Here is a 12,147-nt window from a genome sequence, read left to right as displayed (position 1 = left end):
ATGATAGATGCTATACTTGTTGAAAAATTAAAATCTAATTTTAGTGAAGCTCTTAGAGTGATTACGACAAACAAAGTAAGAACTTTTTTAACATCACTAGGTATTATTTTTGGAGTTGCAGCTGTCATCACAATGTTGGCCATTGGAAAAGGTGCTGAAAAAGAAATTTTAGCGCAATTAGAGCTTGTTGGCGTTAACAATATTGTTATAACACCCATCCCGGACGAAAAGGAAGACAATGAAGAAGGTGAATCAAGCACATCTGCTAATACAAGCAAACGATTTACCAAAGGCTTAGATTTATTAGACGTCGAAAACATAAAGAAACACATTCCTTCCGTAAATCAGGTTAGTCCTGAAATCATTTTAGACACCTATGTAACTAACAATGGATTTCAAAACTCAGTGAAGCTGATAGGGATTAACGAGTCATATTTTAGCACATCTAACATTACTATTGAAACGGGTAAAAACTTTACTGATTACCAATTAAAAAATGCACTTCCTGTTTGTATTATTGGCAAAAAAATTGAAAAAAAATTATTTACTGGAGAAAGCGCAATCGGAAAAAACATAAAAGTTAAAGATGTATGGCTAGAAGTTATCGGTGTCATAGAAGAAAAGTTGATTTCTGATAAAGCACAGGAAAACTTAGGAATCAGAGATTTAAATCAAGATGTATATATTCCTGTAAAAACTTTTTTAGTTCGATATAAGGATCGTAAAATTATCAGTGACAAACCAATTGATTTTAGTGGTGGTGGAATCATTATGGTAAGTTCTGGTGGTAGTAATGGTCCTAAAAAAAGGGTACCTCGGGGCAACTATCATCAAATAGACAAATTAACGGTTCAAGTTGAGAATTCTGATCAACTTAAGTCTACCGCAGACATTCTTTCTAGAATGCTAAAGAGAAATCACAACAATGTGTTAGATTTTGAAATTTCTATCCCAATCCAACTTTTAAAGCAGCAACAAAAAACCAAGCAGATTTTTAATATCGTATTGAGTATTATTGCGGGGATCTCTTTGCTAATTGGCGGTATTGGAATTATGAATATTATGTTGGCCTCTGTGTTAGAACGGACAAAAGAAATAGGAATCATTAGAGCCATTGGTGCAACCCAAGAAGATGTTATTTTACAATTCTTATCAGAATCTGTATTGATAAGTATCGGTGGTGGGATTATAGGAATTTTTTTAGGAATCATTTCATCCTATATGGTAGAAGCTGCAACCGGTATTGAAACAGTATTATCCCTAAACTCTATACTGCTTTCTTTTGTGGTAGCTACATTAATCGGGTTGATATTTGGTATCGCCCCTGCAAGAGCTGCTGCTAAGAAGAGTCCTATAGAAGCAATTAGATATGAATAAAACACGCATATGAAACATCTATTTATAATTTCATTATTTTTCTTTTCTGTTACAGCATTTGGTCAAAGCACTAAAATATCTTTAACGGAAGCGATAGAAATAGCACAAAAAAAATCACCAGATTACAAAGCAAACATCAATAAAAACCAAGCAAGTTATTGGCGATTTAAAAATTACAAAGCAAGTTTTCTACCACAGGTAAGACTGTCAGCAACCCTACCTTCTTATTCAAATTCAACGGCTAGAATTACAAACGATCAAGGGCAGGATATTTTTGTAAATCAAAATCAAGCCTTGTTTGACACACAACTATCTATTAGCCAAAATGTGCCATATACAGGAGGGTCTTTATCTATTAGCTCATCTTTAGAAAGGGTCGATATTTTTGGAACTGCCAAAGATACCCGGTATTCAGTTGTGCCTTTTTCTCTTAACTATTATCAAAACTCAATTTTTTACAATCCTTTTAAATGGGATCAAAAAATTGAACCTTTATTGCAAGAAGAAGCCAAAAAAGATTTTATAGAAAGTATGGAGCAGATTTCTTTGACCACTTCTCAAATGTACTTTACCTTATTAAAATCTCAAATGCAATTAAAAATTGCCGAAAAAAACTTATCCAATCAAGACACCTTGTTTCAAATTGCTAAAGGCCGATACAAAATGGGGAATATTGCAGAAAACGAATTATTACAAATGGAATTGGCAGTTTTAAACTCTAGAAATAGCTTAACCACCTCAAAGATCACCCTAAAAAGAGCAGTTCAGAATTTTTCTAGATACCTACAATTATCAACGGAAAATTTAGAGTTAGACATACCTAATAAATTACCCTTATTTAACGTAGATGTTCAAAAGGCAATACTAGAGGCGCAATCGAACAGAAAATCAGTTATCGAATTTAGACGTAAACGTATAGAAGCCGAAAAGGAGTTGGCAAGAGTTAAAGGAAGCAACCGTTTAGAATTAAATGTCAATGCAAATTTTGGAGTCTCCCAACAAGGACCGATTCTTCAAGACCTTTTTCAGAATTACAACAAACAACAAAGCATAACAGTAACCTTAGGAATACCTCTATTTGATTGGGGAGTCTCCAAATCTAAAAGAAAAATGGCAGAAGCTAATTTAGACTTGGTAGACACCAATATGGAACAACAAGAACAAGCTTTTGAACAAGAAATATACCTGCACACCTTAAATTGGTCAAATCAAAGAAATTTTTTAGACACATCCGAAAAAGCTCAGGAAATTGCAATCAAAAGATATGAAATCACAAAAAAAAGATACATTTTAGGCAAAATCACTATCACAGATTTAAACATTGCTCAGCAAGAAAAAGATGGTGCAGTAGTAACCTATTTAAACTCTTTACAGAAATTCTGGACAGACTACTACACCTTAAGACGATTGACATTATATGATTTTTTAAAAAACAAAAAAATCGAAACTGCTGATTTAACTTATGACTAAAAGCTTTTAATTAAGAATACGAAGTAGTACTTTTACGCGCATTAGTATTCTACTACGTCAAATTTATTTGTATTTTTAGCAATGCCTTTTACCAAAACCACAGAGCAAGACTCAAACTATGACAATTTAGAGCAGCTTTCTGCTGCTGAGTTGATACGCAATATTAATCAAGAAGATAAAAAAGTTGCTTTTGCAGTCGAAAAAGCCCTACCTCAAATTGAAAAACTAGTGGTGCTTATAGCCGAAAAACTCAAAGCAGGTGGGAGACTATTTTATATGGGAGCTGGCACAAGTGGTCGTTTGGGTATTTTAGATGCTTCAGAATGCCCGCCAACCTTTGGTGTTTCAGACCAAGTGGTTATTGGCTTAATAGCCGGTGGAGATACAGCCATTAGAAATGCCGTAGAATTTGCTGAAGATTCTAAGCAGCAAGGATGGGAAGATTTACAAGAAAAACAAATAACAGATAAAGATGTAGTCGTTGGTATTGCCGCATCAGGAACAACACCCTATGTAATTGCAGCTCTTAAAGCTTGCAATGAAAGAGACATACAAACAGGCTGCATAACCTGCAACCTTGGAAGTCCTTTGGCACAGGTTGCAACCTACCCAATAGAGGTTGTTGTCGGTCCAGAATTTGTAACGGGTAGCTCACGCATGAAAGCTGGAACTGCTCAAAAAATGGTCCTCAACCTAATCTCTACTTCTGTAATGATTCTCTTAGGAAAAATCAAAGGAAATAAGATGGTTGACATGCAATTATCTAATCACAAATTAGTCCAAAGAGGGATTAATATGCTTATGAAAGAACTGAACATCAGTCAAGATAATGCTGCTAGCTTATTAGAAAAAAACGGCAATGTAAGAACCGCAATTAAAAAATATCGTCATGAGCATCAATAACCAATTGCTAAGCAAAGGGATTAAGCAAGCTACCCTATTATTGTTTTTACTTATTAGTACTCCGATATTAATAACTGTGGCCTTTAAAGCCCTAAATATTTCTGACCAAGAAGAACAATGGACTGCGTACTTACTGTTATCAGCCGCTGCAATTATGGTAGTAATCACCATGGTTCTGGCTTTTAAAACGATCAGAACCCTTTTAGATGCACTCTTTAACTCAAAAGAATCTTGAGAAAAAAACAGCGCATAAAAAAATTAACCCAGTGGGAGTACTGGCCTTCGTATATGTTTTATATACCCAATATTCCCTTTGCCTTTTACCACGCGATTAAGGCTAGGAATCTAGTTTTTTACACCGCTGTTAATCCAAGTATTGCCAACTCTGGAATAGGCACCGAGTCTAAATACGAAACCCAAAAATTGATTCCGGCTCATTTGTTACCCAGTACGGTGCTTCATACCCCTGAGAACACAATCAACGAAACCCTAACTAAGCTTAAAGAAAAGAAGATCACATTTCCTATGATTGCCAAACCCGATATTGGTTTTAGGGGTATGTTGGTTCAAAAGATAAATTCAGAAACAGCGCTCATAGACTATTTAAACAAATACCCGATTAACATCCTCATTCAAGAATTTTTAACGGAACCTCATGAATGTGGTATTTTTTACCATCGTTTTCCAGGTACTCATCAAGGCACCATTAGCTCTATAACTCTCAAAGATTTTTTAACTGTTGTAGGAGATGGTCAACACAGTGTTTTAGAGCTTATAGAACAACATCCAAGAGCACAGGTCTATTTGGATCTCCTTACTAAAAACAATGAGATTGCTTTTGATACCATCTTAGAAATTGGAGAAAAACTACAGCTAACAGAAATAGGGAACCATTCAAAAGGCACTCAATTTATAAACGGAAACCATCTAATAAACAACAAGTTAGAACTTATTTTCACCCAACTAAACAAGCAAATAAAAGGTTGGTACTACGGTCGTTTAGACATTAAATACAGCAGTATTGAAGCCTTAGAACAAGGGCAGTTTAAAGTTTTAGAACTCAATGGTATTTTAGCAGAGCCTACTCATATGTATGATGCAAACAGCTATACCTATTTTAAAGCCCTTAAAGAAATGCGAAAACATTGGAAGCAATTGTACTTAATTGCTCGATACAATCACGATGTAAAAAAAGTACCTTATAGATCTGTTACTGGTTTATTAAAAGATGTTAGAGCTTTGATTATCTACACCAAAAGCTTGGCTAAACTACATCAATTTACACCCTACAGTTAGTCGTTAAAAACTTATACAATCTTTTAAAAAAAGAACTAAAAAAAACACCGCCAAGAGCGGTGTTTTTTTTGCTTACTAATCTCTAATTAGTTTTTTGTATTTAATTCGTTTCGGCATTAAATCACCACCCAAACGTTTTTTCTTATTCTCTTCATAATCAGAAAAACTTCCCTCAAAGAAATATACTTGACTATCTCCTTCAAAGGCTAATATATGTGTACAAACTCTGTCTAAGAACCAACGGTCGTGAGAAATAATCACAGCACAACCCGCAAAGTTTTCAAGTCCTTCTTCAAGTGCTCTCAATGTGTTTACATCCAAATCATTTGTTGGCTCATCCAGTAATAATACGTTCCCTTCTTCTTTTAAAGTCATGGCCAAATGCAAGCGGTTTCGCTCACCTCCAGAAAGTGCAGACACTTTTTTATTTTGTTCACTTCCTGCAAAATTAAATCGACTTAAATAAGCTCTAGAATTTACCTGTCTACCACCCATCATAACCAACTCTTGCCCATCAGCAAAGTTTTCCCAAATCGTTTTATCTAAATCAATATTAGAGTGACTTTGATCTACATAAGCAATTTTTGCAGTTTCACCGATTTTAAAACTTCCCTTATCTGGAGTTTCTTCACCCATGATCATTCTAAAAATAGTCGTCTTACCGGCACCATTAGGCCCAATAATTCCTACGATTCCTGCCTGTGGCAAATTAAAGTTTAAGTTTTCATAGAGTAGTTTATCATCATAAGCCTTAGATACTCCAATGGCTTCAATAACATTGGTTCCAAGTCTAGGCCCATTAGGAATGTAAATCTCTAATTTTTCATCCAATTGCTTTTGATCTTGACTCATCAACTTGTCGTAATTCTTTAAACGCGCTTTCTGTTTGGTTTGACGGCCTTTAGCTCCTTGTCGAACCCAATCAAGCTCTCGTTCTAAGGTTTTTTGACGCTTAGATGCTGTCTTGCTTTCTTGCGCCATACGCTGAGACTTTTGATCCAACCAAGAAGAGTAATTTCCTTTCCAAGGAATTCCCTCTCCACGATCCAATTCTAAAATCCATCCAGCAACATTGTCTAAGAAATATCTATCGTGCGTTACAGCAATTACGGTCCCTTTGTATTGTGCCAAATGATGCTCTAACCAATGTACAGATTCTGCATCCAAGTGGTTGGTAGGCTCATCCAATAATAAAATTTCTGGCTCTTGCAATAACAAACGACACAAAGCAACTCTTCTGCGCTCTCCTCCAGATAAAACTCCAATTAATTTATCAGGATCTGGAGTACGCAATGCATCCATTGCAATCTCTAATTTGGTATCTAACTCCCAAGCATTTGAGGCATCAATTTTATCTTGAAGCTCTGCCTGCTGCGCCATCAATTTGTCCATTTTATCGGCATCAGAATAGACCTCTTCCAAACCAAACATATCGTTTATTTTATTGTACTCATCCAAAATAGCAACTGTTTCTGCTACTCCCTCTTTTACAACTTCTAAAACAGTTTTAGTAGGATCTAACTGAGGTTCTTGCTCTAAGTACCCAACATTATAACCCGGCGAAAAAGTAACATCACCTTGGTAATTTTTTTCTACACCAGCAATAATTTTTAACAAGGTTGATTTTCCAGAACCATTGAGTCCTAAAATCCCAATTTTAGCTCCATAAAAGAAACTTAAATAAATATCTTTTAAAACTTGTTTGTTTGTACTTTGATAGGTTTTTGAAACCTTATTCATTGAAAAAATGACTTTCTTATCGTCAGACATAGTATGTTTTTTGAATTTTAATTTTTGACTAGAATAATAGACTTTTAGCTCAGCAACCTATTTTAAAGAAGCGATCAACACTAATTGATAATTGATTAAACCCTCCCGCGCAATGCGTTAAATACCCAGGCAATAGCAAAAAAGCCAACACCCACTGCAGCAAATCCCCAGCCGGCAATATCATCGTATCTAAAAGCTCCTAAAGCGATTAAACCCAATCCAACTAAGATCATTATAAAAGTTGCCCAAGCAAGTACTGTATTTTTATTCATTGACATAATAATTTGTTTTTTTGGCGCACCCTAAAGGTCGGGCTATTCGCTATATCTTTTTCTACTCGCAAAAAGCTCGTAAAAAAAGGATGTCGCTGTTATCCCTTGCGCAAGTTGAAAGACAAATATCGTAATTATTTACTGAATAATAAATGAGACTATGAAGTTTTGTTTATAAGCTTGCCGCAAGCCTAGCTCCTTGATTGATTGCTCGTTTGGCATCCAACTCTGACGCCACATCAGCACCACCAATTACATGGACTAACTTGCCTTGATCTATAAGAGGTTGATACAAGTCTTTAAAGGGTTGCTGACCAGCACAAACTACGATAGTATCTACTGCTAAAACCTTGTTTTCTTCTCCCTGCGTATAATGCAGCCCTATATCATCAATTTTTGTATAATTAACTTCACCAACAAAGTGAACTTTTTTCTTTTTTAAAGTAGCTCTGTGAATCCAACCTGTAGTTTTCCCTAAATTCTTACCAAATTTTCCTTTACTGCGTTTAAACATATAAATCTCTCTTGGTGATTCTGCAACCTCTTCTAAAACACCTTCTGTACCACTGCGGGCTTGTAAAGTTTTATCGATACCCCATTCTTTTAACCAGGCATCAATATTTAATGAAGTGCTTTCACCTTCATGTGCTAAATACTCACAAATATCAAAACCAATTCCACCAGCACCAATCACTGCAACGCGTTTGCCTACGGGTTTGTGATGTTTTAATACATCAATATAATTCAATACTTTTTTATGTGTAATCCCATCTATACCAGGCATTCTTGGCTTAATTCCTGTAGCTAAAACAATCTCATCAAAATCAGCAGCAAGCAAGGTATCTACAGTCACCTTTGTATTTAAATGCATCTGAACTCCGTGCAATTCTATTTGCTTGTTAAAATAGCGTATGGTTTCATAGAACTCTTCCTTACCAGGAATCTGTTTTGCCATATTAAACTGACCTCCAATTTTAGAATCGGCATCAAACAAACTAACCGCATGCCCTCTTTGAGCAGCTATGGTTGCCGCAGACAGTCCAGCTGGCCCAGCACCAATCACAGCAATTTTTTTAGGCTTTTCTGTAGGTAAATATTGCAGTTCTGTTTCATGACAAGCCCTCGGGTTTACCAAGCAACTTGCTACCTGCTGCTTAAACACATGATCTAAACAGGCTTGATTACAAGCAATACAAGTATTTATTTCATCGGCTTTATTATCCTGAGCCTTTTGTACCCACATTGGATCTGCTAAAAAAGGTCTTGCCATAGAAATCATATCGGCATCTCCTTCTGCTAAGACATTTTCTGCAGTCTCTGGCATATTGATTCTATTAGAAGTAATTAAAGGGATACTTAACTCTTCTTTCATTTTTTTGGTTACCCAAGTAAATGCTGCTCTAGGAACCGATGTTGCGATGGTAGGAATCCTAGCTTCATGCCAACCGATACCTGTATTTATTAAAGTAGCTCCAGCTTTCTCTATTTCTTTACCTAACTGAACAACTTCTTGCCATGAGCTTCCATTTTCTACCAAATCTAACATAGACAAACGGTAAATAATAATAAAGTCTGGGCCTACAGCTTCTCGTATTTGCTGAACGATAGCGATAGGCAAGCGCATTCTATTTTGGTAAGTTCCTCCCCAAGAATCGGTTCTTTTATTGGTGCGTGTCACAATAAACTGATTGATCAAATAACCTTCTGAGCCCATGATTTCTATCCCATCATAACCTGCCAATTTTGACATCTTTGCACAATTTACAAAATCACGCAAGGTTCTTTTAATACCAAACTGAGTTAATTTAAAAGGCTTAAATGGATTGATAGGTGCTTTTATTTTTGAGGGTGCAACCGTAAATGGATGGTAACCATAACGTCCAGAATGTAAAATTTGCATACAAATCTTACCACCTTCTTTGTGTACTGCTTGAGTAATTTTTTGATGCTTCTTAGCGTGCTTTTTAGTACTCATTCTTGCCGAAAAAGGACCTGTCCAACCTTGAATATTTGGAGAAATTCCACCAGTAACAATTAAGCCTACACCGCCTTTTGCCCTTTCTGCATAATAGGCTGCAATTTTATCAAATCCATTTTTCTCTTCTTCAAGACCGGTATGCATAGAACCCATAAGAATTCTATTTTTTAATGTGGTAAATCCTAAATCTAAGGGTTCAAAAAGGTGTTTGTATTTCATTTTAAATTCACTTAAATTATTATGCACGCATAGTATATGCAAGATAGTTACTTTTTTTTAAAAGATAACCAAATACAGCTTAATTATAAGGGAAACTAAAATTAAAAACAAAAAAGACTTACAACCCCATAGGAACGTCAATTACCAAAACAGTACTCTTAGTATTCGCTTGAAACTCTAGGTCTTTTGTTTCCCAAACACCAAGAGCATCCCTTGATTCTAATTGGGTTTCTGCAACTGTTATATTCCCTTCTATTAAAAAAACATAGACGCCATTTTGATCTTTTATCAAATAGTCTAGTTGTGTATTTTCATCCATCTCAGCAATACTAATATAAGCCTGCTGATTGATGGTTAAGGAACCTTTTACAGCTTTATCTACCGGAGAAACCAGCACTTGAAAGTTGTTTTTTCTACTCTGCACTTCAAAGGTTTTTTGATCATAAACAGGACTAATTTCTAGTATTTCTGGAAGAATCCACAGTTGTAAAAAATTAGTTTCTGTATCTATACTATCATTAAACTCTGAATGTGTAATACCACTACCCGCAGACATGACTTGCACCTCACCAACTTCTATTGCCTTTTTGTTACCCATACTATCCTTATGAGACAATGCGCCACTTAAAGGAATAGATATAATTTCCATGTTTTTATGTGGATGTGTTCCAAAACCCATCTTTGGCTGAACAATATCATCGTTTAAAACTCTTAGCAAACCAAAATTCATACGCTCTGGATTGTGGTAATGACCAAAACTAAAACTGTGCTGCGATTGAAGCCATCCAAGGTTTACTTGACCTCTGGTATTTGCTTTGTGAAGTGTTGTGTTCATCTCTTGTATTGTTAATTAATATAGGTATCCCATTTTTCCTTGCTGAAAATCTCTCAAGGCTTCCATTATTTCTGTTTGAGTATTCATTACATAAGGCCCCCAAGAAGTTACTTTTTCTTCTATCGGTACTCCAGATAAAATTAAAAAAGTACTCTTTTTAAGTGCTCTAATTCTAAAAGTATCTCCTTCTAAACCAAAAGAAACCAATTGTGTTGCGCCTTTAGCTACAGTGGTTAATTCATTAATAAGCAACTCACCTTCTAACAAATACAAAAGACTATTGTGTTTATTAGGAATAGGAATACTGATTTCTCCTTGCTCTTGTGCTGCTCCTGTAAAAACATTTACCGCTGTTTGAGTTCTAATCAAACCTGTTTTGTCCTCTAAAGTTCCTGCAACTACTTTTATAGATATTTTAGTATCTGATGAGATTAATTCAGGAATTTGCTCACTGCTTAAATGCTGGTAAGTAGCGGGAATCATTTTATTTTTTGCAGGTAAATTTAGCCACAATTGGATTCCTTCTAACTCTCCTCCTCGTTTTACAAATTCTTTGGTAGGTGCCTCTGCATGGATGATCCCTCTACCCGCTGTTGTCCATTGTACATCTCCAGCTTTTACGATCATCTCATTCCCTAAAGAATCTCTGTGTAATTGCTCTCCTTTAAATAAAAGTGTAATCGGTTCAAAACCTCGATGTGGGTGCGGTCCAAGATCAAAAGGATTGTTAAATTCACTAATGACATATGGGCCATAGTGATGTAGTAGCAAAAATGGGTCTATTTGTTCCATTTCTTGATTTGGAATAGGCTGTCTTAACCTAAGAGGTCCCATAGAAACCAAAGGACTTTGAGCTGTGTATGTAATTTTTTTAAGCATGATGATTACCTAATTTTATCTAATAAATTACTTAGGGTTAAGGCTTCAGAATCAGAAAGCTTGTCTAAAAAATCCATTTTTAAACTAGCATCTATATCTTTTAAGAGTCCAGTTCCGACTTTCGATATTTTTACAAAGACTACCCTTCTATCTTCCTCACATCGAAAACGCTCGATCAAATTTTTGTCACATAATTTATCCATCAATCTGGTGGCATTTGGAGCCCGTTCTATCATTCGTTCTTTTACGGTTTGCACTTTAATTTCATTGGCTGCTCCTCGTAGAATTCTTAAAATATTATATTGTTGTGGCGATATGCCATAGGGTTTAAAAAATTCATTCTCCTTGCTCATTAACCAGTGCGTTGTATACTTGAGATTGATAAACGCTTTGATTTTATTGTTCTTAAACGTTGATTGTATATCTTTAGAAATATCTCCCATGTCTTTTATCCTATGAAGATTGTATTTTTATGATTATCGTTACAAAGCGGCATACTGTTATTTTTAAAGGTGCTTTTTAAACTCTAAAAGCGCTGCATCTAACTGTTCTTGCAAAGAAGCATCCACCAACTGATCTTCTAAAAAATTGTTATTAAACGTTGGCAAAGAAAAATCAGCAACAATGTTGCCTCCCATATGTGGAAAACCATTCTTAGCAATTCCCAAAACTGATTTGGCCCCATTGGCTCCTGGAGAGGTGCTCAACAACAACATTGGAACCTTATTCCAAAAGTTTTTCTGAATTCGAGACATCCAATCAAAGAGGTTTTTAAAAGCAGTAGAGAAATTACCATTGTGTTCTGCCAGCGATAAAACAATACCATCTGCACTGTGTAAATGTTCTAAAAACGCTTTCGCATTTAAAGGTATTCCATTTTCTTTTTCTTCATCAATACCGTAAATAGGCAAAGGAAAATCGTTTAAATCAAGCACCTGTACTTCTACTTGATCGACTCTATTTGCTGCATATACTGCTAATTTTTTATTAATTGATTCTTTGCTGTTTGATCCTGCAAAAGCGATAATTTTCTTCATGTAATTGTATATAAATTAATAATATAAGTCCTAATTAAAGAACAAAGTTACGAAAAATATTTTTATTTTCCATGGAATATAATTCCGTTGAAAGTAAAAAGCCCCTCAATA

12 protein-coding genes are annotated in these 12,147 nt (G+C 35.3%); 5 read left to right on the top strand and 7 right to left on the bottom strand.

Going from position 1 to position 12,147, the window contains the following annotated elements:
• The 5 genes from WHC90_RS12285 to WHC90_RS12265 all read left to right on the top strand — a co-directional run bounded on the left by WHC90_RS12285 (position 1) and on the right by WHC90_RS12265 (position 5,046).
• Entirely contained in the window at positions 1 to 1,377 is a 1,377-nt protein-coding gene (locus WHC90_RS12285; RefSeq protein ID WP_188599070.1) for an ABC transporter permease, read from the top strand.
• 9 nt (positions 1,378 to 1,386) lie between these two features.
• Positions 1,387 to 2,847 carry a TolC family protein gene (locus WHC90_RS12280; RefSeq protein WP_188599071.1) on the top strand — a complete coding sequence of 487 codons (1,461 nt, stop codon included), beginning with the start codon at positions 1,387 to 1,389 and terminating at the stop codon, positions 2,845 to 2,847.
• An 81-nt stretch (positions 2,848 to 2,928) separates the two neighbouring features.
• A complete protein-coding gene (gene murQ, locus WHC90_RS12275) occupies positions 2,929 to 3,750 on the top strand; it encodes an N-acetylmuramic acid 6-phosphate etherase (RefSeq protein WP_188599072.1) in 822 nt (273 codons plus the stop codon).
• Positions 3,737 to 3,985 carry a DUF6095 family protein gene (locus tag WHC90_RS12270; protein WP_188599073.1) on the top strand — a complete coding sequence of 83 codons (249 nt, stop codon included), beginning with the start codon at positions 3,737 to 3,739 and terminating at the stop codon, positions 3,983 to 3,985. Before murQ ends, WHC90_RS12270 begins: the two co-directional genes overlap by 14 nt.
• Positions 3,982 to 5,046: a hypothetical protein gene (locus tag WHC90_RS12265; protein ID WP_188599074.1), complete on the top strand. Its 1,065-nt coding sequence runs from the start codon at positions 3,982 to 3,984 to the stop codon at positions 5,044 to 5,046. Before WHC90_RS12270 ends, WHC90_RS12265 begins: the two co-directional genes overlap by 4 nt.
• Positions 5,047 to 5,121: 75 nt before the next feature.
• On the opposite strand, the gene ettA is transcribed toward WHC90_RS12265, so the two are convergent.
• From ettA to WHC90_RS12230, 7 genes are all read right to left on the bottom strand, one after another.
• Entirely contained in the window at positions 5,122 to 6,816 is a 1,695-nt protein-coding gene (gene ettA / locus WHC90_RS12260) for an energy-dependent translational throttle protein EttA (protein ID WP_188599075.1), read from the bottom strand.
• A gap of 95 nt (positions 6,817 to 6,911) precedes the next feature.
• Complete coding sequence (locus WHC90_RS12255; RefSeq protein WP_188599076.1) at positions 6,912 to 7,094, bottom strand: CAL67264 family membrane protein; 183 nt, start codon at positions 7,092 to 7,094, stop codon at positions 6,912 to 6,914.
• Between the two features lie 166 nt (positions 7,095 to 7,260).
• Positions 7,261 to 9,285, bottom strand: coding sequence for an NADPH-dependent 2,4-dienoyl-CoA reductase (locus WHC90_RS12250; RefSeq protein WP_188599077.1), 2,025 nt, complete (start codon positions 9,283 to 9,285; stop codon positions 7,261 to 7,263).
• 118 nt (positions 9,286 to 9,403) lie between these two features.
• Entirely contained in the window at positions 9,404 to 10,120 is a 717-nt protein-coding gene (locus WHC90_RS12245; RefSeq protein ID WP_188599078.1) for a pirin family protein, read from the bottom strand.
• A gap of 15 nt (positions 10,121 to 10,135) precedes the next feature.
• The gene (locus tag WHC90_RS12240) at positions 10,136 to 10,999 is read right to left on the bottom strand and encodes a pirin family protein (protein ID WP_188599079.1); all 864 of its coding nucleotides are present in this window, start codon (positions 10,997 to 10,999) and stop codon (positions 10,136 to 10,138) included.
• 5 nt (positions 11,000 to 11,004) lie between these two features.
• Positions 11,005 to 11,442, bottom strand: coding sequence for a MarR family winged helix-turn-helix transcriptional regulator (locus tag WHC90_RS12235; protein ID WP_188599080.1), 438 nt, complete (start codon positions 11,440 to 11,442; stop codon positions 11,005 to 11,007).
• A gap of 63 nt (positions 11,443 to 11,505) precedes the next feature.
• Complete coding sequence (locus WHC90_RS12230) at positions 11,506 to 12,036, bottom strand: NADPH-dependent FMN reductase (RefSeq protein WP_188599081.1); 531 nt, start codon at positions 12,034 to 12,036, stop codon at positions 11,506 to 11,508.
• Positions 12,037 to 12,147: the final 111 nt, after the last annotated feature.

Source organism: Polaribacter pacificus, assembly GCF_038024035.1.
GTDB lineage: Bacteria > Bacteroidota > Bacteroidia > Flavobacteriales > Flavobacteriaceae > Polaribacter > Polaribacter pacificus.
Note: the sequence above shows the minus strand (reverse complement) of the source record. Positions and strands in the feature narration are given on the sequence as shown.